The sequence below is a fragment of the Nonomuraea cypriaca genome (assembly GCF_015645445.1).
In the GTDB taxonomy this organism is placed as follows: Bacteria; Actinomycetota; Actinomycetes; order Streptosporangiales; family Streptosporangiaceae; genus Nonomuraea; species Nonomuraea cypriaca.
Genome location: NZ_JADOGI010000074.1, coordinates 20,309 through 44,500, shown reverse-complemented (window position 1 = coordinate 44,500; position 24,192 = coordinate 20,309). Strand labels below are relative to the sequence as shown.

Annotated in this window: 23 protein-coding genes; 18 read left to right on the top strand and 5 right to left on the bottom strand. The window is 71.1% G+C overall.

Features of this window, described 5'->3' with window-relative positions; genetic code table 11:
• A partial coding sequence (locus ITP53_RS24165) for an MFS transporter (protein WP_195897718.1) occupies nucleotides 1-648 on the top strand: 648 nt, incomplete at its 5' end.
• Nucleotides 649-800: 152 nt separating this feature from the next.
• Here ITP53_RS24165 and cofC read toward each other — a convergent pair.
• Entirely contained in the window at nucleotides 801-1,436 is a 636-nt protein-coding gene (gene cofC / locus ITP53_RS24160; protein ID WP_195897717.1) for a 2-phospho-L-lactate guanylyltransferase, read from the bottom strand.
• 318 nt (nucleotides 1,437-1,754) lie between these two features.
• Here cofC and ITP53_RS24155 point away from each other — a divergent pair, with 318 nt between their 5' ends.
• The 3 genes from ITP53_RS24155 to ITP53_RS24145 all read left to right on the top strand — a co-directional run bounded on the left by ITP53_RS24155 (nucleotide 1,755) and on the right by ITP53_RS24145 (nucleotide 4,639).
• Nucleotides 1,755-2,465 (top strand): lysophospholipid acyltransferase family protein, encoded by a 711-nt coding sequence (locus ITP53_RS24155; protein WP_195897716.1) that lies wholly within the window; start codon nucleotides 1,755-1,757, stop codon nucleotides 2,463-2,465.
• Nucleotides 2,466-2,469: 4 nt separating this feature from the next.
• Nucleotides 2,470-3,480, top strand: a complete 1,011-nt coding sequence (locus tag ITP53_RS24150; RefSeq protein WP_195897715.1) for an NAD(P)H-dependent glycerol-3-phosphate dehydrogenase — start codon at nucleotides 2,470-2,472, stop codon at nucleotides 3,478-3,480.
• 64 nt (nucleotides 3,481-3,544) lie between these two features.
• Entirely contained in the window at nucleotides 3,545-4,639 is a 1,095-nt protein-coding gene (locus ITP53_RS24145) for a D-alanine--D-alanine ligase family protein (protein ID WP_195897714.1), read from the top strand.
• A 157-nt stretch (nucleotides 4,640-4,796) separates the two neighbouring features.
• Here the strand turns inward: ITP53_RS24145 and ITP53_RS24140 are convergent, their stop codons facing one another.
• Both ITP53_RS24140 and ITP53_RS24135 read right to left on the bottom strand, forming a co-directional pair.
• Nucleotides 4,797-5,216, bottom strand: coding sequence for a DUF3515 family protein (locus tag ITP53_RS24140; protein WP_195897713.1), 420 nt, complete (start codon nucleotides 5,214-5,216; stop codon nucleotides 4,797-4,799).
• Between the two features lie 13 nt (nucleotides 5,217-5,229).
• Nucleotides 5,230-5,463 carry an Lrp/AsnC family transcriptional regulator gene (locus tag ITP53_RS24135; protein WP_195897712.1) on the bottom strand — a complete coding sequence of 78 codons (234 nt, stop codon included), beginning with the start codon at nucleotides 5,461-5,463 and terminating at the stop codon, nucleotides 5,230-5,232.
• A gap of 47 nt (nucleotides 5,464-5,510) precedes the next feature.
• Between ITP53_RS24135 and ITP53_RS24130 the strand changes: the two genes are divergently transcribed.
• Together ITP53_RS24130 and ITP53_RS24125 are read left to right on the top strand one after the other, a co-directional pair.
• Nucleotides 5,511-6,479 (top strand): thiamine-phosphate kinase, encoded by a 969-nt coding sequence (locus tag ITP53_RS24130; protein WP_195897711.1) that lies wholly within the window; start codon nucleotides 5,511-5,513, stop codon nucleotides 6,477-6,479.
• Nucleotides 6,480-6,604: 125 nt separating this feature from the next.
• On the top strand, nucleotides 6,605-8,515 hold the full coding sequence (locus ITP53_RS24125; protein WP_195897710.1) for a hypothetical protein: 1,911 nt from the start codon (nucleotides 6,605-6,607) through the stop codon (nucleotides 8,513-8,515).
• Nucleotides 8,516-8,688: 173 nt separating this feature from the next.
• On the opposite strand, the gene rpmB is transcribed toward ITP53_RS24125, so the two are convergent.
• Nucleotides 8,689-8,874 (bottom strand): 50S ribosomal protein L28, encoded by a 186-nt coding sequence (gene rpmB, locus ITP53_RS24120; protein WP_049556934.1) that lies wholly within the window; start codon nucleotides 8,872-8,874, stop codon nucleotides 8,689-8,691.
• A 365-nt stretch (nucleotides 8,875-9,239) separates the two neighbouring features.
• On the opposite strand from rpmB, the gene recG reads away from it, so the two are divergent.
• The 7 genes from recG to mutM all read left to right on the top strand — a co-directional run bounded on the left by recG (nucleotide 9,240) and on the right by mutM (nucleotide 15,690).
• On the top strand, nucleotides 9,240-11,414 hold the full coding sequence (recG, locus tag ITP53_RS24115) for an ATP-dependent DNA helicase RecG (protein WP_195897709.1): 2,175 nt from the start codon (nucleotides 9,240-9,242) through the stop codon (nucleotides 11,412-11,414).
• Between the two features lie 514 nt (nucleotides 11,415-11,928).
• Nucleotides 11,929-12,495: a 16S rRNA (guanine(966)-N(2))-methyltransferase RsmD gene (gene rsmD / locus ITP53_RS24110; RefSeq protein WP_195897708.1), complete on the top strand. Its 567-nt coding sequence runs from the start codon at nucleotides 11,929-11,931 to the stop codon at nucleotides 12,493-12,495.
• A 13-nt stretch (nucleotides 12,496-12,508) separates the two neighbouring features.
• Nucleotides 12,509-12,985: a pantetheine-phosphate adenylyltransferase gene (gene coaD, locus ITP53_RS24105; RefSeq protein ID WP_195897707.1), complete on the top strand. Its 477-nt coding sequence runs from the start codon at nucleotides 12,509-12,511 to the stop codon at nucleotides 12,983-12,985.
• Between the two features lie 151 nt (nucleotides 12,986-13,136).
• Nucleotides 13,137-13,688, top strand: a complete 552-nt coding sequence (locus ITP53_RS24100) for a YceD family protein (protein ID WP_207756356.1) — start codon at nucleotides 13,137-13,139, stop codon at nucleotides 13,686-13,688.
• A 1-nt stretch (nucleotide 13,689) separates the two neighbouring features.
• Nucleotides 13,690-13,869 carry a 50S ribosomal protein L32 gene (rpmF, locus tag ITP53_RS24095; RefSeq protein ID WP_033409409.1) on the top strand — a complete coding sequence of 60 codons (180 nt, stop codon included), beginning with the start codon at nucleotides 13,690-13,692 and terminating at the stop codon, nucleotides 13,867-13,869.
• Nucleotides 13,870-14,077: 208 nt separating this feature from the next.
• Complete coding sequence (gene rnc / locus ITP53_RS24090) at nucleotides 14,078-14,797, top strand: ribonuclease III (protein WP_407941295.1); 720 nt, start codon at nucleotides 14,078-14,080, stop codon at nucleotides 14,795-14,797.
• Between the two features lie 47 nt (nucleotides 14,798-14,844).
• Nucleotides 14,845-15,690, top strand: a complete 846-nt coding sequence (gene mutM / locus ITP53_RS24085; protein WP_195897722.1) for a bifunctional DNA-formamidopyrimidine glycosylase/DNA-(apurinic or apyrimidinic site) lyase — start codon at nucleotides 14,845-14,847, stop codon at nucleotides 15,688-15,690.
• A gap of 80 nt (nucleotides 15,691-15,770) precedes the next feature.
• Here the strand turns inward: mutM and ITP53_RS24080 are convergent, their stop codons facing one another.
• Nucleotides 15,771-16,013, bottom strand: a complete 243-nt coding sequence (locus ITP53_RS24080) for a hypothetical protein (RefSeq protein WP_195897704.1) — start codon at nucleotides 16,011-16,013, stop codon at nucleotides 15,771-15,773.
• A 245-nt stretch (nucleotides 16,014-16,258) separates the two neighbouring features.
• Here ITP53_RS24080 and ITP53_RS24075 point away from each other — a divergent pair, with 245 nt between their 5' ends.
• The 5 genes from ITP53_RS24075 to ITP53_RS60420 all read left to right on the top strand — a co-directional run bounded on the left by ITP53_RS24075 (nucleotide 16,259) and on the right by ITP53_RS60420 (nucleotide 24,190).
• Nucleotides 16,259-16,537: an acylphosphatase gene (locus tag ITP53_RS24075; protein ID WP_195897703.1), complete on the top strand. Its 279-nt coding sequence runs from the start codon at nucleotides 16,259-16,261 to the stop codon at nucleotides 16,535-16,537.
• Nucleotides 16,538-16,728: 191 nt separating this feature from the next.
• On the top strand, nucleotides 16,729-16,923 hold the full coding sequence (locus ITP53_RS24070; RefSeq protein WP_090938435.1) for a hypothetical protein: 195 nt from the start codon (nucleotides 16,729-16,731) through the stop codon (nucleotides 16,921-16,923).
• A 188-nt stretch (nucleotides 16,924-17,111) separates the two neighbouring features.
• Nucleotides 17,112-21,032, top strand: coding sequence for an AAA family ATPase (locus ITP53_RS24065; RefSeq protein ID WP_195897702.1), 3,921 nt, complete (start codon nucleotides 17,112-17,114; stop codon nucleotides 21,030-21,032).
• A 23-nt stretch (nucleotides 21,033-21,055) separates the two neighbouring features.
• Nucleotides 21,056-22,255 carry a signal recognition particle-docking protein FtsY gene (ftsY, locus tag ITP53_RS24060; protein WP_195897721.1) on the top strand — a complete coding sequence of 400 codons (1,200 nt, stop codon included), beginning with the start codon at nucleotides 21,056-21,058 and terminating at the stop codon, nucleotides 22,253-22,255.
• A gap of 258 nt (nucleotides 22,256-22,513) precedes the next feature.
• Nucleotides 22,514-24,190 carry a tetratricopeptide repeat protein gene (locus ITP53_RS60420; RefSeq protein ID WP_195897701.1) on the top strand — a complete coding sequence of 559 codons (1,677 nt, stop codon included), beginning with the start codon at nucleotides 22,514-22,516 and terminating at the stop codon, nucleotides 24,188-24,190.
• Nucleotides 24,191-24,192 lie beyond the last annotated feature (2 nt).

The window sequence follows — 24,192 nt, the reverse complement described above, 5'->3', positions numbered from 1 at the left end:
GGGAGGCGGAGTGGGGGGTTGCGGGCGGAGGTGGCGGAGGGGGTCGCGTTCGTCGTGCGGGACCGGGTGTTGCGCCGGGTCGCGATCGGCGGCGCGCTCACTAGGGTGGCGCTCGGTGCCTGTGCGGTCGGGTACCCCCTCTACCTGGTGGCGGACCTGGGCGTCGAGGCCACCATGTACGGGCTGCTGCTGTCGTCATCCGCCGTCGGCGCCCTGGCCGGGGCGGCGCTCGCGGCCCGGCTGTCCGCCCGTCACGGAGTCGGCCCGACCCTGTACGTCTCCGCCACCCTCACCATGGCGCTCCAACTGCCCATCATGGCCACGGGACCCGGCTGGCGGCTGCTGGCCTTCCCCGTCTTCTCGGCCCTGGCCGGCGCCGCCGCCGTGGTCTTCAACATCGCCCAGCTCAGCTACCGTCAGCGGATCACCCCCGAACGCCTGCTCGGCCGGGTCAACGCCAGCATGCGGTTCCTCATGTGGGGCGCGATGCCGCTGGGCGGGCTGGCCGGCGGCGCCCTGGGTGAGTGGCTCGGCGGCTACGCGGTCTTCGCGGCCGGCATCGCCGGACTGGGCCTGTCGTACCTGGCGGTGGTCACCGCGCCGGCCATCATGAAGACGCCCGCGACGACCGCTGAGCAGCCATCATGAACCCGCCCTGCCCGCGACGGTCTCCAGCCGCACGCGGTCCCAGGCACGCGGTCCCAGGCACGCGGTCCCAGGCACGCGGTCCCAGGCACGCCGTCTCAGGGACGCGCGTCTCAAGGACGCGTTTCAGGGACCGCGGTGTCTGGGACGCGGTCTCAGGAGGGCGGCCACAGTTCGGCGACCACTGCCGCCGTGTGCCGTCCCAGGCCCAGTTCGATGGCCGCGCGGAGGTCGTCGGGTGTGTCGACGTCGCGGCGTACCGACTCGATACCGGGCAGGCACAGCTCCTTGGCGCCGCCGGCCAGGTGCTTGGCCCGTGACTCGCCACCGAACCTCGGCTTGAACGGCATCCCGGCGCGTACCCCGTAGAAGGTGGTCCCGATGTCCAGCGCGTCCGGCACGAACGCCTGGTCGAACTCGCCGGCCGCCTCCAGCGCCACCGCCAGCTCGGCGGGCCGCAGGGCGGGGAGGTCCGCCTGGAGCGCACCCACCGCGTCACCGGGCGCGACGCGTACGGCCTCCGCGGCCCCCGTACGCAATGCCGTGTTCAGTCCGCGGTCCGGGTCGTGCACCACGTCGGCGCCCAGGGCGGCGAGCGGCCCGGCGGCGGCGGGATCAGAGGTCACCACGATCACGCGGGCGACCGGCGGGCAGGCGAGCGCCGCCGCCACGGTGTCGCCGGCCACGGCGACGGCGAACGCCGTGCGGTGCCGTCCTGTCGCTGCGGCCAGCCGGCTCTTGGCCGCTACCAGCGTCTTCACCGGAATGACCAGTGACCAGCCGATGCTCATCCAGTCTCCTTGAGCCTGAAAACCGCGGCCGCGCACGGGAACACGCGCGACACCTCCGCGGTATCGAATGTTTGCGCGAGTGTTGTCTGACGGTGGAATACGATGTGAGCGAAGCGGCGGCCCGCCGCCGTGGGGCGGGGAAGGAGCCGGGGGAGATCGTAGACGTTCGCCGGGATGGCGGACAGGGCGCCGGCGGATCGGTGAGCGGCCCCTGCACCACGACCGCGATCGCAGTGCTCCGAAGCGCCCCGTCGCCTCGACATCCCGAGCGGCCGGCCGGGAGACTTGGCGCGCGTACCGTGAGTGTTGGAGGAGACCATGAGCCGCCCCACGCGACCATCGCGTTTCTGGGAAACGCTGGCAGTAGTCATCGTGAAGCCGCTGTCCTGGCTCCTCGTCAAGAAGGACTGGCGCCGGGGGGAGCGCATCCCGCGCACGGGCGGGGTGATCATCGCGGCCAACCATCTCTCCTGGACGGATCCGGTCCTGCTCTCGCACTTCCTGTTCAACCACGGCCGCTGGCCGGTGATTCTCGCCAAGTCTGCCCTGTTCAGAATCCCGTTCCTAGGCCGGGCCGTCACCGCGCTGCTGGCCATCCCGGTCGACCGCGGCAGCAGGGAGGCGGGCAGGTCGCTGAGCGCGTCGGCCCAGCGGCTGCGCGACGGCGCCGCGATCCTGTTCTACCCCGAGGGCACCTGCACCCGCGATCCTGGCCTGTGGCCCATGGTGGGCAAGACGGGCGCGGCCCGGCTGGCGCTGGAGAGCGGCGCGCAGGTCATCCCGGTGGCCCACTGGGGAGCGCAGGAGCTGCTGCCGTACGGAGCGAAGAAGCCCAGGTTGTTCCCCCGCAAGACGTTCCACGTGTCGGTGGGGCCGCCGGTGGACCTGTCGAAGTACGCGGGCAAGCCGCCGCAGGGCGACGTGCTGCGCGAGGCGACGGCCGACATCATGGCGGCGATCACCGAGCAGCTCGCCGAGCTGCGTGGCGAGAAGGCCCCCGAGATCCCCTACGATCCAGGTGGGCGGTGATGGCATGACCAAGGTGGCCGTTTTCGGCACGGGCTCGTGGGGGACCACGTTCGCCATGCTTCTGGCAGAGGCGGGCAACGAGGTCACGTTGTGGGGGCGCAGACGCGGGCTGGTCGAGGCGATCGACCGCGACCACGTCAACCCCGACTACCTGCCCGGCGTGCCCCTGCCGCCCGCGCTGCGGGCCACGACCGACCCGGCGCGGGCCCTCGACGGGGCGGATTTCGTGGTGCTGGCCGTGCCGTCGCAGATGCTGCGGCCCAACCTGATCGCCTGGCGCGAGCACATCCCGCACAAGGCCGTCCTGGTCAGCCTCATGAAGGGCATCGAGCTGGGCACGACCAAGCGGATGAGCGAGGTGATCCGCGAGGTCGCCGAGGTGCCGGAGGAGCGTGTCGCGGTGGTCTCCGGGCCCAATCTGGCCAAGGAGATCGCCCACCGCCAGCCCGCCGCCACGGTCGTCGCCTGCACCGACGAGTCGGTCGCCGAGCGCCTCCAGGCCGCCTGCCACCTGCCGCCGTGGTTTCGCCCCTACACCAACCCCGACGTGGTCGGCGTCGAGCTCGGCGGCGCCGTGAAAAACGTGATCGCGCTGGCCGTCGGCGTCTCCGCGGGCATGGGCATGGGCGACAACGTCAGCGCCATGCTCATCACCAGGGGCCTGGCGGAGATCTCCCGCCTGGGTGCCGCGCTGGGGGCCGACCCGCACACGTTCGCGGGGCTGGCGGGCATGGGAGACCTGGTCGCCACCTGTACGTCACCGCTGTCACGCAACCGCACGTTCGGCGAGAACCTCGGCCGCGGCATGACTCTGGCCGAGGTCGTCGCCGCCACCAAGCAGACCGCGGAAGGCGTCAAGTCGTGCGAGTCCGTTCTGGAGCTGGCAGGGAAGCACGACGTGGAGATGCCGATCACCGAGGTCGTCGTCGGAGTGGTGCACGACGGCATGTCTCCGTCGGAGGCGGGCACGCTCCTCATGTCGCGCTCGCCGAAGCCGGAACGCTACGGCGTCTGAGAAAGACCTGATTACGGCGTGCTCGACTCGCTGTGACACGGACACCCCGGTAGATTCGGACACCATGAGCAAGCCACGCGTCGCCGTCGTTTTCGGAGGTCGCAATTCAGAACACGCCGTGTCCCTCATGGGCGCGGGCAGTGTGCTGGATGCGATCGACAGGAGCAAGTACGAGGTGATCCCGATCGGGATCGCCCAGGACGGCAGATGGGTGCTGGCCGCTTCCGACCAGCGGTACGCCATCGAGTCGGGCGAGCTGCCGGTCGTCGACACCTCGGGTGCGGCCCTGGCGCTGCCGTCCGGCGGCAGTTCGCTGGTGGCGTACGACCCCGGCAGCATCCCCGTGGAGCTCGGCTCGGTCGACGTGGTGTTCCCCGTGATGCACGGGCCGTTCGCCGAGGACGGCACGATCCAGGGCCTGCTGGAGATGGCCGGCGTGCGTTACGTCGGCTCGGGTGTGCTGGCCAGCGCCGTCGGCATGGACAAGGCCCACATGAAGACCGTCATGGCGGCCGCGGGGCTGCCGACGGGCCGCTACGTCGTCGTACGCGACCGCGACTGGCGGCTCAACCGCGACCTCGTGGTCAAGGAGGCGGAGGACCTCGGCTACCCGGTGTTCGTCAAGCCGGCCAGGGCGGGCTCCTCGCAGGGCATCTCCAAGGCGGCGGACCGGTCGCAGCTGGAGGCGGCCGTGGAGTTCGCCAGGCAGCACGACCCCAAGGTGCTCATCGAGGCCGCGATCCCGGGCCGCGAGATCGAGTGCGCGGTGCTGGAGTCGCTGGGCGACGAGCCGGCCGCCGCGTCGATGCCCGGCGAGGTGCGGGTGGAGGGCGGGCAGGAGTTCTTCGACTTCGAGGCGAAGTACTACCCCGACCAGATGTCGCTGACCGTGCCCGCAGACATCCCCCAGGAGACGGCCGAGGAGCTGCGCGGGATGGCCGTTCGCGCGTTCGAGGCGCTCGAGTGCGAGGGGCTCTCGCGGGTCGACTTCTTCTACACGCCCGACGGCAGGCTGGTCTTCAACGAGATCAACACCATGCCGGGGTTCACGTCGCTGTCGGTGGCGCCGCAGCTCTGGGCCGCCTCGGGGCTGTCCTACCCGGCGCTGGTCGACCGGCTCATCCAGCTCGCGCTGTCCCGCTCGCCGGGCCTGCGTTGACCGTCGGCCGACCGGCTCCGGCGGTTGCGCCGGACCGGTCGTCTGCCGGGCCGCTCGATCGGCTCCGGCGGCTTCGCCGGACCGGTCGCCGGCCGGACCGCTCGATCGGCTTCGGCAGGTTCGCCGGACGGCCGCACGCAGGTCCGGCAGGTCATCCTCAGCTGATCTGGGCGATCGGCTTGGACAGGTCCGCGAGCACCTCGCCGGCGACGTGCTCGCCGCCGACCGTGACCTCCACGTAGGCCGCGTCGGTCACGGCGGTGAACAACGCGGGCTTGTCGGGATCGGCGAACCAGCCCACCCCGTCGATCTCCTGCAGCCGGTCGGTGGGCGCCATCCTGGCCGGCCGCGGCACGCCGCAGCGCAGGGCGATGACCCCCTCGCCCCAGACGGCGACATATGGCGACTCAGGCGTGGACGTGCCGCGCTCGGCGCCGTCGAGGTTCTGGGGCAACAGTGTGGCCAGCTTGTCGCAGGCCGCCACCGCCGGCCCCTGCGGCGTGGGCGGATCGACCTGCACGGTGCCGCCGCAGCCGGCGAGAGCCAGGAGAACGAGCAGAATGGCGGCGGCACGCATGCGACGACTACCTTCAGATATGGACGATCGGACACGTAAGAGTACGCGTGATGCCGTCCACCGCCTGAATCTGCGCGACCACGAGCTTGCCCAGTTCGTCCACGTTGTTGGCCTCCGTCCGGACGATCACGTCGTAGGGACCTGTCACGTCTTCCGCCAGAGTGACGCCGGGAATCCCGGAGATCTCGCGCGCCACGGCTGCGGCCTTGCCGACCTCGGTCTGAATAAGGATGTAGGCCTGCACCATTACGTCCTCCCGGGCGATTGGATCACGCCGAAGGGCCACCGTACCCTGTGTGCGTCAGGAGGTGTGTCATCACAGTCGGAGATCTCGGCGAATTCGGTGTGATAAATCGTATTACCGAACGTCTGCCCCAGGTGGCGGCGGTGATGCTCGGGCCGGGTGACGATGCCGCGATGATCAGCGCGCCGGACGGGCGCGTGGTCGTGTCGACGGATCTGCTGCTCGAAGGCAGGCACTTCCGCCGCGACTGGTCCGGCGGCTACGACGTGGGCCGCAAGGCCGCCGCGCAGAACCTGGCCGACGTGGCGGCCATGGGCGCCGTGCCGACGTCCATCGTGGTCGGGCTGGGCATGCCCGCGGACCTCCCGCTGACCTGGCTCGACGCGCTGACCGACGGGTTCCGCGACGAGTGCGCCGTGGTCGGGGCCGGCGTGGCCGGCGGCGACATCACCCGGTGCGACCTGGTGGTCATCGGCGTGACGGCGCTGGGCGATCTGGGCGGCCGGCCTCCCGTGCTGCGTTCTGGGGCCAGGCCGGGGCACGTGGTGGCGGTGGCCGGCCGGCTCGGGTACGCCGCCGCCGGATGGGCGCTGCTGGAGGCGGGTGCGCCGGTGGACTCCGCCGTGCTCCAGGAGGTCGTGGCCGCGCATCGGCGGCCCTGCCCCCCGTACGCGATGGGGCCCGAGGCGGCCGAGCTGGGCGCGAGCGCGATGCTGGACGTCAGCGACGGGCTCCTGCAGGATCTCGGCCACGTCGCCGCGGCCAGCGGCGTACGCGTCGAGCTCGACCCCCGCTCGTTCGCCGTGGGGGAGCCGGTGGCGGTGGCGGCCAAGGAGCTCGGGGCCGATCCCCTGGAGTGGGTGCTCACCGGCGGCGAGGATCACGCGCTCGCCGCGGTGTTCCCTCCAGAGGTACGTCTGCCGCCGTCGTGGCAGGTCGTCGGCCGGGTGGTGGCCGGCGAGGGCGTGCTGGTGCGGGGCCGCGAGATCAGTCGGCGCGGCTGGGATCACTTTCGGTGATGACTTGTCCCGATTTACGTGAAATTTTCATGATTTGGGGTATGACTAGCGGGATTGCTGTGACAGCGGCTTAGTAAAGGTGTTATGAAGATTGGCGGCCACTGTAACCGGCAGAAAGGGCACCCATGGGCCGCCACGGCACAGGTGGATCCGACGACGGGGACGAACGGGGGAGCAGCAGCGCATTCTGGGGTCCCGACGAGCAGGCTGAGCCACCCGGCTGGCCCTCGCTGCCGGACCAGCCCGAGGTGACGGGCCAGTGGGCTCCCATGCCACGGCGCGAGCACGGGCCGCCACCGCGCGGGCCCGAGCCGGAGCCGTTCGAGACCACCGGGGCTTTCGCGCTGCCCAACGATCCCGCCGGCGGCTTCCCACCCGCGAACGACCCCGCGGGCTCCTTCCCGCCGCCGTACGCGGACGAGGCCGGTCCCTTCGAGACGACGGGCGCCTTCGCCCGCCCACCGGACTGGGACCAGTCCGCCGACCGGCCCGCCGCCGGCCCCCTCGACGGTCCAGGCGCCGACGGCCCCGCCGAGCGCACGGGTTTCTTCACCGCGCCCGGCCGGTCCGGCTTCAACGCACCCGACCGGCCCGCCTTCGATGGGCAGGACGCCGGGCATCCGGGCGTCTTCGGCGGCCCTCCCGGGCCCCACGACGGCCCCTTCGACCGTCCGGCGCCGTACGACGGCCAAGGCACCCCAGGTGTCCCGGGACCCTTCGACCGTCCCGGCCCTTACGACGGCCCAGGCGGCGGCGCAGGCCCCTTCGACCGCCCAGGTGGCCATCCGGGCCCCTACGGCGGTCCTGGCGGCTTTGAGGAGCCCTGGGACGGCGCGGGTGTCGTGAACCGCCCCGCGGGCGGCACCGGACCGTTCGATCACCCCTCGGACGGGGCAGGTCCCTTCGACCATCCCTCGGACGGGACGGGTCCGTTCGGCCAGGCGCCGGATGGGACCGGTCCGTTCGACGGGCCGGACGACCGTACGGCCAGGTTCGACGCGCCCTCGGGCCCCCGCCCCGTCTACGGGGGGCCGCCGGAGCCCGGGGACGTCAAGGTGGCCGGCGAGCCGACGGCCGCGCTGACGCCGGCGTGGGCCGAGGCGGAGACCGGGTTCCTCGGCGCCGGCTGGTCGCAGGACTCCGGCATCGACGACGCGGACGAGCCCAGGGGCCGCCGTGGCCGCCGCAAGGCGGGACGCGACGAGGACCTGCTGGCCGCGCCGTCCGGAGGTGGGGGCAGAGGCCGGGTGGCGCTGCTGTCGGTGGCCGCCGTGGCCGTCGTGCTCGGCGGCACCGTTGCGGGCGTCAACTTCATGAGCGGGAGCGACCCCAAGTGCGCGGGCGCCACGTGCGCTGCCGTGCAGGCCCCGTCCGCCCCGCCGAGTTCCGACGTCGCCGAGCCGCCCGTCGAGGAGGAGTCGGAACCCGTCGAGGAGGAGCCGTCCGCGGAGGAGAGCACGTCTTCCGAGGCCCCGACGCCGACGGCCACGTACAGCGCTCCCCTGCCGCGGCGTACCGCGGCTCCCAGGCCGACCCCCACCAAGACCAAGGTGAAGGTGCCGAAGGCGGCCGACGAGGAACCGGTGGAGGAACCACCCGTCGAGGAGAGCGCGTCGGAGACCCCGCCGGAAGAGGTCTCGACCCTGGACGACTCCGACACCGCCGTCGCCCCGACCGTCGACTCGACCCCGGTACCCACCGCCAGCAACGAGACGCTGGACTCCGCGCCCGGCATCGGCGACTCGGTGAAGGTGGAGCAGACGGTCAGGCAGCGGCTGACCAACTACTCGGCCCAACTGAAGCTCTCCAACGCCGCCCAGGCGCCGCTGAAGCGCCCGACGATCTCCCTGCCCGTGTCGGGCCGGGTCATGAACGTGACCGGCGCCGACTGGTCGCAGGACGGCGACCTGCTGATCCTGGATCTCCCGGAGTCGCTGCCGGCGGGCGACTCGGTGGACGTCTCGTTCACGGCCACGGGCAGGGGCTCGGAGCCGGGGAACTGCGGCCTCATCAGCGGGGAGTGCGCCGTCATCTGAACGGCCGGACGGGGATGAGCCCCTCACCGTCGCCGCCTCCGCCCCAGGAGGCGGCGACGGCTTTTCGCGTGCTGATGCCCCGGAGAAAAGAGGCGAAAAGAGTCGTGGAAAGGCGACAGCCCGCCACTCCGAGGAGCGGCGGGCTGTCGCGGAAAAGCGGAAAAGACGGGGAACTAGCGGGTGACCTTGCCCGCCTTGATGCACGAGGTGCACACGTTCAGCTTCTTCGGCGTGCCGCCGATGACCGCGCGAACCGTCTGGATGTTGGGGTTCCAACGACGGCGCGTACGGCGGTGCGAGTGGGACACGTTGTTGCCGAAGGTCGGCCCCTTGCGGCAGACATCGCAGACGGAAGCCACGGTATCGCTCCTTTAAAAACAGTCGATGTAGCCCTGTCCGCTGATGCTTTCCGGGCGAAGGGCATGCCGGGACAACCGGCCAGCCACACAAGAATATCCGATCCACGCCACCAGGCGCGAACCGGGCCACTGGACCGGGCCCGGCACGGAGATATTCTCCTGGTCAACGTTAGCGCACTCGGGAGGTCGGAAGAGCGCACATCCCCGCCGACGTCGAGGACCATCTGAGACGGGCGAGACCGGACGTGGACCTCGTCGTGTACGCGGGTCAGCAGGGCGGCTGCCCCCTGCTGATCGGCGTGGAACGAGGCCCGCCGTGTCGCGGACACGATTCCTGTCGGCCACACGCGGTAGAACTTAATGCCGTGAGTCGTTTCGACGAGCCTCTGAAGAAGGCGCTCGACCCGAAGACCGCCAAGCTGCTGCACAGCGTGCTCGGCCTGGAGACGGTCGGCGACCTGCTGCGCCACTATCCGCGACGCTACGCCGAGCGCGGCGAGCTGACCTCGCTGGACGCGCTCGCGGTCGACGAGCACGTCACCGTGGTCGGCGAGGTGACCAGGCTCATGCGCAAACCCATGCGCAACCGCGGCGGCACCTGGCTGGAGGTCGAGGTCGTCGACGGCGACCGCAACAAGATCTACCTGTCGTTCTTCGGCAAGGGCTCCCACGTGGCCGAGTCGCGGCTGAAGCCGGGGCGGCGGGGGATGTTCGCCGGCAAGGTGGGGCTGTTCGGGGCCCGTGCCCATCCGCGCTGGCAGCTCGCGCATCCGGAGTTCGAGCTGTTCGAGGAGGGTGAGGCGAGCGCGGAGGAGTTCGCGGCGGCGCCGGTGCCGATCTATCCGGCGGGCAAGGACCTGACGCCGTGGGCGATCAGGCGGGCGATCGGCGTCGTGCTCGACACGCTCGGCCCGCTCGACGACCCGCTCCCGGCCGCCCTGCGGGCCCGCCACGGCCTGCAGGACCTCGGGGAGGCGCTGGTGTCCATCCACCGGCCCAAGGACTTCGCGGAGATGGCGCGGGCGCGCAAGCGGCTGAAGTTCGACGAGGCGTTCGTGCTGCAGGCCGTGCTGCTCCAGCGCCGGCGGGCGGCGACCGCCTGGCCCGCCAAGGCCAGGCCCAGGCTCGGTGACGGGATGCTGGCCGACTTCGACGGGCGGCTGCCGTTCGCGCTGACGGAGGGGCAGGCACAGGTCGGCGAGGAGATCGCCGCCGACCTTGAGCGCGAGCATCCGATGCACCGGCTGCTGCAGGGCGAGGTCGGCGCGGGCAAGACGGTGGTGGCCCTGCGCGCGATGCTCCAGGTGGTCGACGCGGGCGGTCAGGCGGCGCTGCTGGCGCCCACGGAGGTGCTCGCCCAGCAGCACCACCGCTCGATCACGAGCATGCTCGGGGAGCTGGCGCAGGGCGGGATGTTCGGGGGCACGGCGGTCACGCTGCTGACCGGCTCCATGGGGGCGGCCGGCCGCCGCGCCGCGCTGCTTGACGCCGCGTCGGGCACGGCGGGGATCGTGGTCGGCACGCACGCGCTGCTGCAGGAGCACGTCCAGTTCGCCGACCTGGGGCTGGTCGTGGTGGACGAGCAACACCGGTTCGGGGTGGAGCAGCGCGACGCGTTGCGCGAGAAGGCGGGCGACGCTCGCCCGCACGTCCTCGTCATGACGGCCACCCCGATCCCGCGCACGGTCGCCATGACGGTTTTCGGCGATCTGGAGATCTCGACGTTGTCCCAGCTCCCGTCGGGCCGCGCGCCCATCACCACCCACGTGGTCCCGGCCGCCGAGAAGCCCCACTACCTCCAGCGGACCTGGGAGCGGGTGCGGGAGGAGGTGGCGCTGGGGCGGCAGGCCTACATCGTGTGCCCGCGCATCGGCGACCTGGAGGGCGACGAGGGCGACCTGGCGGCCACGGCGGACGAGGAGCGCCGCCCGCCGCTCGCGGTGCTCGACGTGGCCGAGCTCCTCACCGACGGCCCCTTCCACGATCTCCGCGTCGGTACGCTGCACGGCAAGCTGCCGCCGGAGGAGAAGGACACGATCATGCGCTCCTTCACGCGGGGCGAGCTCGACGTCCTGGTCGCCACCACGGTCATCGAGGTCGGGGTCGACGTGCCCAACGCCTCCGTAATGATCATCATGGACGCCGACCGCTTCGGCGTCTCCCAGCTCCACCAGCTCCGTGGCCGCGTGGGCCGCGGCGGCCTGCCCGGCCTGTGCCTCCTTGTCTCGGACTTCCCCGAGGGCACCCCGGCCAGAGCCCGCCTTGACGCGGTGGCCACCACGCTGGACGGATTCGAGCTCTCCCGCGTCGACCTGGAGCAACGCCGCGAAGGCGACGTCCTCGGCGCGGCCCAGTCCGGCAAACGCTCATCGCTGAAGCTCCTCCAGCTCCTACGCGACGAGGACGTGATCGCCACGGCCAGGGAAGAGGCCGCCACCCTCCTCTCCACAGACCCGGACCTCACAGCCCACGAAGGCCTACGCGCCGAGATAACGCGCCTCCTGGCCGATGAACGAGCCGAATACCTAGAAAAGACCTAAACCCCCGCCAGAGCCCTCTGAGCCACGCGTAGGGGGTCCCAGGGCGTCATGGGTGGTGGTGCGGCGGGTTGGGATGGGTGCGGTGGCCCGGATGGGAACCACGGAGCGGGTGCAGGTTTCGCCGTTACGGCGCCCAGCCACGTGCGGGTCAGAGGCCGTCTCCCTGGAGGCGACCCGCCGTGTGTGGAGGTTGGCGCCGAGCCGGCTCCGCCGTACAGGAAGAAAATAAAAAGACCCCGCCGTACAAGCCGTACGAGAAAGAAAAAGAACCCAGCCGCGGGGACGGCCTCCCCCCGAATGCCGTCCCCGGCTGGGCCCACCCTCGGGTCAGGTGCCGAGGGAACCGGCGTGCGGAAGGGCTCACGATCACGCCGGTCGGCCTTCACGTGGGTCACCTTGAAGGCCGCAGAACTCATCATGCGGCCCGGTCCGCCGGATGTGAATCACCCTTGCGTACTTGAGGCAGACACTTGTCCACTCTTGACCTGCATGGACATGCGGAACAATGGGTCACATGACCCGGATCATCGCAGGCACGGCGGGTGGGCGGCAGTTGGCCGTGCCGCCGGGGCGCGGAACGAGACCGACCAGCGACAGAGCCCGAGAAGGCATCTTCTTGACCCTCGACTCCCTGTACGGCCTCCACGACGCCCGGGTGCTGGACCTGTACGCCGGCTCGGGGGCGATCGGGCTGGAGGCGCTGTCGAGGGGCGCGGCCGAGGCCGTGCTGGTCGAGTCGGATCCCAGGGCCGTCCGGACGATCAAGGCGAACGTGCGGGCGCTCGGCCTCGAAGGGGCGCGGGTCGTGGCCGACAAGGTGGAGCGGGTGCTCGGAAAGACGCCCGATGCGCCGTACGACATCGTCTTCGCCGACCCGCCCTACGCCGTGCCGGACGCCGAGGTCCAGCGCACTCTGGAGTTGCTGCGCGACAACGGATGGTTGGCTGACGAGGCTTTGGTGGCGTTCGAACGGGAAAGCAGGGGAAAAGCCCTGATATGGCCGGAAGGGTTCGTTGACGAGAGGGTCCGTCGTTATGGCGAAGCGTCCGTTTGGTACGGTCGCGCCGCCCGGAACCCGTGACATGGGAGGCGTCTTGCGCCGCGTAGTCTGCCCGGGGTCGTTCGACCCCATCACCAATGGTCACCTCGACATCATCGGCCGGTCCGCGCGCCTGTACGACGAGGTGACCGTGGCAGTCCTCATCAACGTAGAGAAAAGCAGCCTGTTCACGGTCGACGAACGGATCGAGATCCTGCAGACCGTGACCAGGGAGTTCCCCAACGTCAAGGTGCGGAAGTTCCACGGTCTGCTGGTCGACTTCTGCCAGAAGAACGACATCCCCGCCATCGTCAAGGGCATCAGGGTGGTCAGCGACTTCGACTACGAGTTGCAGATGGCGCAGCTCAACTACCGCCTGTCGGGAGTGGAGACGCTCTTCATGCCCACGAACCCCGAATACTCGTTCCTGTCCTCCTCCCGAGTGAAGGAGATCGCCCGCTACGGCGGAGACGTGTCCGGCCTCGTCCCCGAGCTCGTCCACAAGCTGCTCATCGAGCGCCTCAGGGGATGACCGTCGAAGCGCCGGCTTCGGCGCAGAAGACGAGCGAAGCACAATGCCTGTCGGGGGGGCATGCGGGGGGCGCAGCCCCCCACAGGGGCTGGTAGGCTTCTGTTTCGGCCTTGTACGACGGTGAATTTTCGCCATGCCTAGCGAGAGCAGGATGACTCAGCACCTCGACCCCCGCTCCCCTTGGGTGATCTCCACCCACGACCTGGGAAAGCGGCCGGGCACGATGCGGCAGACGACCCTGACTCTCCCGGCACCGGCGAATCTCGGCGTCGACATGATCGGTGTCCCCAAAGACGCCGATGTCGAGCTGGACCTCCGGCTCGAAGCAGTGATGGAAGGCGTGCTCGTCTCCGGCACGGCGCAGGCCCCGCTCGCCGGGGAGTGCGCGCGGTGCCTCGACCCCGTCACCTCGGACATCGAGGTCGACCTGCAGGAGCTGTTCTTCTACTCCGATGAGGACGCCTCGGACGAGGACTCACTGCTCGACGGGGAGCTGCTCGATCTCGAGCCGACGTTCCGTGACGCGGTGGTGCTCGCGCTGCCGCTGAGCCCGGTCTGCCGAGAGGACTGCCCGGGGCTCTGCACGGAGTGCGGGATCAAGCTGGCCGAGGCCGGCGCGGATCACCGGCACGAGAAGATCGACGCCCGCTGGGCGTCGTTGCAAGGTCTGATTACCGAGAACGATAACGATCAGGAGAAGTGACGTGGCCGTCCCGAAGCGAAAGATGTCGCGGAGCAACACCCGCGCCCGTCGCTCCCAGTGGAAGACGACTGCTGTCGCCCTGGTGAGCTGCCCGCAGTGCCGTTCGCCCAAGCAGCCGCACATCGCGTGCCCCACCTGCGGCACCTACAACCGTCGTCAGGTCATCGAGCCGTCCGCCTGATCCTTGACGTGATGCCGACCGGGTGCCATTGTGCTCGGTCGGCGTTATCGTCTCAGATGCGTGCGGCGCGCGGTTCGCCCGCGGCCGTGGTGGACGCCGGGGCTACGCGTTACCCCGACGCCCACCACGTTTTCGGGCATCATTCGCAGCCGACGCGCCATGTGAAGGTGTCCGAGGAGGAAAACACGTGGGCGCAGGTCCTAAGCCGGTGGCCGTGGAGGTCGCCAAAGACGAGCTGGAGCGGGTCCTGGCGGTCGGCCTCGACTCCGACATCCTCGAGCGGGCGCTGACGCACCGCTCCTACGCGTACGAGAACGGCGGCCTGCCCACCAACGAGCGCCTGGAGTTCCTTGGCGACTCGGTGCTGGGCCTGGTGGTCACCGACACCCTCTACCGCAACCACCCCGACCTGCCCGAGGGCCAGCTGGCCAAGTTGCGGGCCGCGGTGGTCAACATGCGCGCGCTGGCCGACGTGGCGCGGGAGCTCGGCCTGGGCCGGTTCCTGCGGCTCGGCAGGGGCGAGGAGGGCACCGGCGGGCGCGACAAGTCCTCGATCCTGGCCGACACCCTGGAGGCCCTGATCGGCGCGGTCTACGTGGACAAGGGCCTGGACGAGGCGTTCCGGGTCGTGCATCTGCTGTTCGACCCGCTGATCGTGCGCTCCGCCTCGCTGGGCGCGGGGCTCGACTGGAAGACCTCGCTGCAGGAGCTCACCGCCTCCGAGTCGCTCGGCGTGCCGGAATACCACGTCGAGGAGAGCGGCCCCGACCACGCCAAGTCGTTCACGGCCATGGTGCGGGTCGGTGGCGAGTCCTACGGCTTGGGCACCGGGCGCAGCAAGAAGGAGGCCGAGCAGCAGGCGGCCGAGGCGGCGTGGACCAGGATCAGGGCCCGCCGCGAGCAACGTGAGAGCCAGCCTGCGGGCTGACGAACGCTCCAGGGTGAGCTCTCACTGTCCAGAGGGTGAGGATTGGGTTGCCCGAGTTGCCGGAAGTCGAGGTCGTCAGGCGCGGCCTCGCGCAGTGGGTCGCGGGCCGCGAGATCGCCGCCGCGGAGGTGCTGCACCCGCGCGCCATCAGGCGGCACCTGCCGGGGGCCGACGAGTTCACCGCGCGGCTGAAGGGCCGCACGGTGTTGTCCACCGAGCGCCGCGGCAAATACCTGTGGCTGCCGCTGTCGGGCGCCGGTGAGGCGCTCCTGGCCCATCTAGGGATGAGCGGCCAGCTCCTGGTCGTCAAGCCGGACTCCCCGCTGGAGAAGCATCTCCGCGTCCGTGTCCGATTCGAGGACGGCGGGCCCGACCTGCGCTTCGTCGACCAGCGTACGTTCGGACACGTCATGCTCACCGCGCTGGCCGAGGGCGTGCCCGAGCCGATCTCGCACATCGCCCCCGACCCGTTCGAGGCGGCGTTCGACGACGCGGAGTTCGCCCGCAGGCTGAGGGCCAGGCGCACCGAGATCAAGCGGGCGCTGCTCGACCAGTCGCTGATCAGCGGCGTCGGCAACATCTACGCCGACGAGGCGCTGTGGATCGCCCGGCTGCACTGGGCTCGCCCCACGCACACCCTCACCCGCCCCAAGATCGCCGAACTGCTGGAGGGCGTGCGCACGGTCATGAGCGCCGCGCTGGAGCAGGGCGGCACCTCGTTCGACAGCCTCTACGTCGACGTCAACGGGGACAGCGGCTACTTCGACCGCTCCCTGGAGGCGTACGGGCGCCGTGACCTGCCCTGCTCCCGCTGCGGCACGCCGATCAGGCGCGAGGCGTTCATGAACCGGTCGTCCTACTCCTGCCCCAGATGTCAGCGACAGCCGCGGTGAGGACGGCGAGCACCGCGGAGATCGACACCCCGTCCCCGACCCGGCCGGCGAGCCGAGCGAGAGGGAGATGTTGAACGCGCTCACGCCGTGTCCTGCTCGCCGCCGCCCGACGGCATGATCCACAACTGCAGGGTCACTCCGACGCCGCCGTAGCCGAGGACCCACACCAGCATCGCAGGGAGCGGCAGCGCCACCAGGGCCAGGGCCATGAGCACGGTCAGGGTGACCAGGACCGCCCTGGGGCTCCGCGCGGCCCGCGCGCCCGCGGCGAAGTCGCCCACGATGCCGGCGGCCCAGCACCGACGCCACCGAGACCCGGACAAGATGATCGAGGTCGCCCCCGGACCGCTCGGGGACCAGCCGCGGCCCCAGGCAGATCGCCGCTACCAGGCCGGGGGAACGACATCATCGGCCCGGCGGTGCCGTCGGACACGCCGAGGGTCGCGGCGATCGAGGTCAGGCTTCGCTGGCCACAATGGTGAAGGTGCCGACCACGACCGAGAGCACGGCGAGCCCGGACGTGCCGGATTTGGTGGCTTGATCGCATGCGGAGAGTAATGGAGGAAAAATGTCGGAAAACGCTCGGCTAACGGCCTGGGTACGGGGGCGCGTCCAGGGTGTCGGCTTCCGCTGGTGGACCCGTGCGCGCGCGTTGGAGCTCGGTCTCGCCGGCTGGGCGCGCAACATGGAGGACGGCCGGGTGGAGGTCGTGGCCGAGGGGTCCCGCGAGGCGTGCGTCAAGCTGCTGGCCCAGCTCAGAGGTTGCGACACGCCGGGCAGGGTGGATGGAGTAGTGGAACGCTGGAGTGAACCACGAGGTAGTTTGGGAGGTTTTGTGGAACGGTAGTGCCTTCCCTTAAACAGCCCAAATAGGGTATAGTTGTATGTTGGGAGTGCCCACCAGTAGGGCGCAGTGGTTGGTTCGACTTGACCGCCCACACTGCCGGTGCGACTCTTGTTAGGTACCACGCGCACCCCTCCCGCGGAATAAGAAGTGCGCGAACCAGTCTGGTCACTCAGCGTGGAGGACCCTTTACCATGGCGAAGGCTCTACTCGGCCACGTCGGAGGTCCTGACCCTCGAATGGTTTCGGAGATGCGCCGCCTGCAGCAGCGTATCCGGGATCTGGAGGCAGAACTCATCCGACTTCAGGCCACGAATGACGCTCTTGCGGCGCAAACCCGCGACGAGGCGCTAAGTCGCATGCAAGAGCGCGAGCCGGCACTCACCTGAGAGTGATCGGAGCGCAAGACCCAGGGACGTCTCGGAGAGGCGTCCCTTGTTATTTTCGCCGCACCCCATCGCCTGAATCCCCTGGTAGACGCGGTCCCCGACTGTACGTCCCCACGTGGGGCAGTGAGGACCAGTAGTCTTTTCCGAAGCCGCATCCGGCGAGCAGCTCAGGGAGAAGGGGGTCGCGGTTGTATTTGAAGACCCTCACCCTGCGCGGCTTCAAGTCCTTCGCCTCCGCGACCGCCCTGCGTTTCGAGCCGGGCATCACCTGCGTCGTCGGCCCCAACGGCTCCGGCAAATCAAACGTCGTCGACGCCCTGGCCTGGGTCATGGGCGAGCACAGCGCCAAGTCACTGCGCGGCGGCAAGATGGAGGACGTCATCTTCGCCGGCACCTCCTCCAGGCCGCCGCTCGGCCGCGCCGAGGTGACGCTGACCATCGACAACTCCGACGGCGCGCTGCCGATCGACTACACCGAGGTCACGATCAGCCGGCTGATGTTCAGGTCGGGCCAGAGCGAGTACGCGATCAACGGCGACACCTGCCGGCTGCTCGACATCCAGGAATTGCTGTCCGACTCCGGCATCGGCCGCGAGATGCACGTGATCGTCGGCCAGGGCCAGCTCGACGCCGTCCTGCACGCGGGTCCCGAGGACCGGCGGGCCTTCATCGAAGAGGCCGCAGGCGTGCTGAAGCACCGCAAGCGCAAAGAGAAGGCGCTGCGCAAGCTCGACGCCATGCAGGCCAACCTGACCCGGGTCCAGGACCTCGCCACCGAGCTGCGCCGCCAGCTCAAGCCGCTGGGCCGGCAGGCGGAGATCGCCCGCAAGGCCGCCGTCATCCAGGCCGACCTGCGCGACGCCCGGCTCCGGCTGCTGGCCGACGACGTGTGCATCCTCCGCACGACGCTGGAGCGTGAGGCCGCCGACGAGGCCGCGATCACGGCCAGGCGCAACCAGGTGGAGAGGGAGCTCGCCGAGGGCCAGCAGCGGGAGGCGGCGCTGGAGACTGCCGAGGCCGAGGCCCAGCCGCGGCTGGCCGCCGCGCAGGAGACGTACTTCCGGCTGTCGTCCCTGCGTGAGCGGGTCACCGGTCTGGCGCAACTGGCCGCCGAGCGCCACCGGCACGCGGTCGACGCCGCGGCCATCGAGCGCCGCGGCCGCGACCCCGAGGACCTCGAACGCGAGGCGGCCGAGGTGCGCGAACGCGAGCTGATTCTCAAGGCCGAGCTCGAACAGGCGCACGAGCTGCTGGAGGACGCCGTCCAGCGCAGGGCGGAGTCCGAGGCCGAGCTGAGCGCTGAGGAGCGGCGGCTCGCGATGGCCGCCAGGGCCGCCGCCGACCGCCGCGAGGGCCTGGCCAAGCTGCGCGGCCAGGTGGACTCCGTACGCAGCAGGTCCCGCGCGGCGGAGGAGGAGATCGGGCGGCTGCGGCAGGCCGTGGCCGGCGCCACCGAGCGTGAGCGGCAGGCCAGGGAAGATCTGGAGACGCAGCGGCTCGAGGAGCCCGCGGTCGATCCGGCGCTCGCCGAGGAGCTGGCCACGGCGCAGGCCGTGGTCGAGGAGGCGAAGGCGGTCGCCGACGAGGCGCGGGCGGCGGCGGAGGAGGCCAAGTCGGGCCTCGACGCGCCGCGCGCCGCCCTGCGGGCCGCCACCTCGGAGGTCGGGACGGCTCGGGCCGCCGACCAGGAGGCGCAGCGCTCGGTGGCGGCGCTGGCCGCTCGTCGCGACGCCCTGGAGCTGGGGCTGGCCAAGGGCGACGGCGGGGCGGCGCTGCTCGACGCCGACCTGGCCGGGGTGCTCGGACCGCTGGCGGCCACGATGCAGGTCGCGCCGGGCGCCGAGCCGGCGGTCGCGGCCGTCCTCGGCCCGGTCGCTGAGGCGATCACGGTCAAGACCCTGGACACCGCCGTCGAGGCACTCGACCTGCTGCGCGCCCGGAGCCTGGGCCAGGCGACGCTCCTGGTCGCGCTCGCGGCCGGCGACGAGGGCCCCGCGGACGCTCACCCGTCGGCTCCCGGTGACGGTGGCGCTCACGCGTCGGCTGCCGGTGACGGTGGGGCTTGTCCGGCATCTTCCGTCAGCGACGGCGCTCACCCGGCGGCTGCCGGTGACGGAGGCGTTCACCCGGCACCTTCCGGTGGCGGAGGTGCTCGCCCGGCGGCTTCTGGTTCCGGTGGTGGTGCCGCTCGCACGGTGGCTCCTAGTGGTGCTCGTGCGGTGGCTCCCGGTGGTGCTCGTGCGGTGGCTCCCGGTGGTGGTCGGTGGGTGGCTGAGCTGGTCACCGTGCCCGAGCATCTGCGGCCCGCGCTCGACCACGTGCTGAAGGACGTCGTGGTCGTGGACGATCTCGACGCCGCGCGCGAACTCGTCGAGCGGCATCCTGGCCTGAGGGCCGTCACCACGGACGGCGACCTGGTGGGTGCGCACCTGGCCGGCGGCGGCTCTGCGGGCGGCACCTCCGTGCTCCAGGTCAGGGCGGCGCTCGACGAGGCCGTCGCGGACCTGGAGGAGGCGCAGGCCAAGGTCGGGGAGACCGCCACGGCCATGGACGAGGCGATCGATCGGGAGCAGGCCGCACAGGCGGCGCTCGAAGCCGCCCAGGCCCACGTCAGCGAGGCCCAGACCGCCGTCACCACCGCCCAGGCCGGGGTGAGCGCCGCCCAGGGCACGCTCGACCAGGTCAGGGCCCGCCAGCGGGAGGCCGACCAGCGCGGCGCCGCCGCCGCGAGACGCCTGGCCCAGCTCGAAGCGGCCGCCGGCGCCGCCCATGACGAGGCCGAGCGGCTGGCCGCCGGCGTCACCAAGGCGGAGGAGGCCCGCGCCGAGGGGCTGGAGGAGCTCGCCGAGCTCGAGGTCCGCCTGGCCGAGGCCGAATACGCCCAGGAGCTGGAGACCGAGCCCACCACCGACCTCCGCGACGACCTGGCCGGCGCCTGTGAGGTCGCCAGGCAGCGCGAGATGGACATCCGCCTGCAGGTCCGCACCGCCGAGGAGCGCGTCAAGGGCATCGAGGGCCGCGCGGACAGCCTCGTGAGGGCGGCGCAGCGCGAGCGTCAGGAACGCGCTCAGGCGGCCGCTCAGCGCGCCACGCGCAGGCGGCAGGCCGGTGTGGCCGAGGCCGTCAGCAAGGGTGCCAAGGGGGTGCTCAAGGCGCTGGAGGCCTCGGTCCAGCTCGCCTCCAGGGAGCGCGACGAGGCCGACCTCACGAGGGTCGCCGTGGACGCCGAGCTCAAGCAGGTCCGGGTACGCGTGCGTGAGCTCGGTCAGGAGCTCGACAAGCTGGTCAACCGCGTACACGGGAGTGAGGTGGCCCGCACCGAGCAGCGGCTGCGGCTGGAACAGCTGGAGCAGCGGGCGCTGGAGGAGTTCGGGGTCGAGGTGGAGGCCCTGACCTCCGAGTACGGCCCCGAGGCCCCGGTCCCCGGCGACCCGCCCGTGCCGTACGTACGCGAGGAGCAGGAGAAGCGGGCCAGGGCGGCCGAGCGGCAGATGAACCAGCTCGGCAAGGTCAACCCGCTGGCCCTGGAGGAGTTCGCGGCGCTTGAGGAACGGCACGCGTTCCTCAACTCCCAGCTCGAGGACCTCAAGAAGACCAGGCGCGACCTGATGACCGTGGTCAAGGAGGTCGACGACCGGGTCGAGCAGATGTTCGCCTCGGCGTACGAGGACGTGGCCCGCGAGTTCGAGCAGATCTTCACCAGGGTCTTCCCTGGCGGTGAGGGCCGGCTGGTGCTCACCGAGCCGGCCGACATGCTGACCACCGGCATCGAGGTCGAGGCCAGGCCGCCGGGCAAGAAGGTCAAGCGGCTGTCGCTGCTGTCGGGCGGCGAGCGGTCGCTGACCGCCGTGGCCTTCCTGATCTCGATCTTCAAGGCGCGGCCGTCGCCGTTCTACGTGATGGACGAGGTCGAGGCCGCGCTCGACGACACCAACACGCAGCGGCTGCTGCGGTTGTTCGAGGAGCTGCGGCAGAGCTCGCAGCTGATCGTCATCACCCACAACAAGCGCACGATGGAGATCGCGGACGCGCTCTACGGCGTGTCGATGCGCGGCGACGGTGTGACACAGGTGGTCAGCCAGCGGCTCAGGGAGCGCGAGTCCGCCTGATCGGCGTGGTCGTGTGCGTGACCATGCCGGACGATCTGGAAAACTGGCATGTTGTGGAAGGTTACCTCGCCGTCATCGTGATCGTGGCCGTCGTCGCCCTGCTGGCGGCCGGCGGCCTCTTCCTGCTCTTCAGGCCGCGGCGCAAGGCGCCCCCGCCGGTCAAGCCGCCCGAGGCGCCCATTCTCCCCGAGGAGGAGCGGCGGCCCGCGGCGGAGGAGGGGGAGGGCGCGACCACCACGCTGCCGCCGCCGGTCAAGCCGGCCGAGCCGGCCGTCGTCGTGCCCGAGATCGAGGTGCCGCCGCCGTCGGCGGGCCGGATGGTGCGGCTGCGCTCGAGGCTGGCCCGCTCGCAGAGCTCGCTCGGGCGCGGGCTGCTTGACCTGCTGTCCCGCGACCGGCTCGACGACGAGGTGTGGGACGAGATCGAGGAGAGCCTGATCACCGCCGACGTGGGCGTCTCGCCGACCCGCATCATGGTGGAGGAGCTGCGCACGAAGGTCAAGGTCCTCGGCAGCCGCACGTCGCAGGAGGTCCGCGGCCTGCTGCGCGAGCAGTTGCTCGCCCAGGTCAACCCCGACCTCGACCGTACGCTCCGCGTCCAGAAGCACGGTGAGCGGCCCGCGGTGGTCCTCATCGTGGGCGTCAACGGCACCGGCAAGACCACCACCACGGGCAAGCTCGCCCGCTCGCTCGTCGGCGACGGCAAGAAGGTCGTGCTCGGCGCGGCGGACACCTTCCGCGCGGCCGCCGCAGACCAGCTCCAGACCTGGGGCGAGCGGGTCGGCGCCGACACGGTGCGCGGTCCGGAGGGCGGCGACCCGGCCTCCGTGGCGTTCGACGCCACCGCCAAGGGCATCGAGGAGAAGGCCGACGTCGTCATCGTCGACACCGCGGGCCGCCTGCACACCAAGACCGGGCTCATGGACGAGCTGGGCAAGGTCAAGCGGGTCATCGAGAAGAAGGCCACGGTCGACGAGGTGCTGCTCGTCCTCGACGCCACGACGGGCCAGAACGGCATGCGCCAGGCCCAGGTGTTCGCCGAGGTCGTCAACATCACGGGCATCGCGCTGACCAAGCTCGACGGCACCGCCAAGGGCGGCATCGTGATCTCGGTGCAGCGGGAGCTGGGCGTGCCGGTCAAGCTCGTGGGGCTGGGCGAGGGGCCGGACGACCTGGCGCCGTTCGACCCCGAGGTGTTCGTGGACGCGATCCTGGGCGACTGACCGATTCCGGCCGGGCTGTAATTACCGTCGAAATAGCCCTTACCAGATAAGTATTGATTGGCGCGTTTACCGTGTGCTGCCATATACCGGTCATCAATGATCGCTCGGTCAAGGGGGCGCACATGAAGAAGATCGTCGTTCACCGGCCAGGAACCGTGAAGCCCGCGGCCGCGGCCGCGCCCAGGCACAACGGCTGAACCACCCGTGGCCGGCGTCTCAGCAAGGGACGTCGGCCCAGGCCGGCGGGAGAGAGGTCGCGTGGACACGATCGCGCTCGACGCCGATCGCCGGATCGGCGGCCCCTACACGTTCGGCGCCGCGCTGCTCGGCCGTCTCGTCCCCACGGCGCTGGAGCGCTGGCCAGGCCTGGTCGCCGAGCACGACATCGAGATCCGCGCGGCGGCCCCGTACCTGCGCACGGTCGTTCCCGCCCGCAGGCGCTCGCTGGTCGACGACCTGCCCAGGGGGCAGCGGGTCCTCGTTCCCGCCGTCCGCCGCAGCCTCAGGATCGCCAACGGGCTGGCCGAGTTCGTCCGCGACCACCTGCACAGGGCGGGGCCGTTGCGGCTGACCGTGACCAATTTCGGCGCGGCCGACCACACCGACACGGAGCTCGTCACCGTGCTGCGGCGCAGGATCGACCCGGCCCTCCTCACGATCTACGAGGGCCCGTCGGCTCCCGCGGTGGGTCCGCTGCCCGCCGACTTCGACCGCTGGCGCGACGAGGGTTTCCACCACGCGATGGCCGAGTCCGGCCTGGAGACGCTGCGCGGCATGGCGTACGACGACGATCCGAGGGGCTGGGAGCTGCTCGTGCAGCGGGTCGCCGCCGCCCTGGAGGCCATCGAACGCGAGGACGAGGCCCGCGACCTCTACGACCGGGCCAGGCGCGAGAGCACCGACCCCAAGCACCGCGCCACCATCGCCTACGCCACCGCCATGACCCTCGTACGCCACCACGACCCGGCCAAGCGCGACCCCGAGCAGGCCCTGGCCTGGATCAACGAGGCGGTCACGATCACGTCGCTGCTGCCCGACCCCCGGCAGCGGGCCTTCCACCTCGGGTTCGACCTCAACGGCAAGGCCCTGGTCCAGGTGCGCAGAGGCCGCTACGACGCCGCGATGGAGCTGGTCCAGCAGGCCATCGACCTGGCCGAGACGCACTTGCCGGACGAGCACCCGATCCACCGGCTGGTGCTGCACGCCAACCGGGCGCTCCTGCTGGCCATGGCAGGTCGCGGGGAGGAGGCGCTGGCCGACTACACGCGGGCGATCGAGGCCGACCCCGGCTACCCCGACTACTACCTGGAGCGGGGCAACCTGCTGGACAAACTGGGCAGGCCGGAGGAGGCCCTGGCCGACTACGAGACGGTCATGCGGCTCAGCCCGCCGTTCCCCGAGGCGTACTACAACCGGGCCGAGCTCAGGTTCGCCGCCGGCGATCTCGACGGCGCCCGCGCCGACCTGGACCACACGCTGGAGCTGGACCCCGAGTTCGCCCCCGCGTACGTCAACCGCAGCGGTCTCGAGGTGGCCGCCGGGGACTACGCGCAGGCCAGGCGGGACGTCGAGCGCGGGCTGGGCCTGACGCCGCGCGAGCCCCACCTGCTGTGCGTGCTCGGACAGGTGGAGCTGGCCGAGGGCAGGCACCCGCAGGCGCGGCGGGCCTTCGACGCGGCGCTGGAGCGCGACCCCGACCTGGTGGCGGCCTGGGCGAGCCGGGCCGAGCTGGCCTTCGAGCGCGGCGACCACGACGCGGCTTTGGCCGACCTGACGCGCGCGCTGAAACTGGGGGAGACGGCCGAGCTGCTGTTCAACAGGTCCGTGGTCTACCAGGCCGCGGGACGGCCGGAGAAGGCCAGGCACGACCTGCTGAGAGCCGCCGAGCTGGCCCCGGGCGACGACGACATCGGGCGGGCGCTCACCGAGGTGTGACC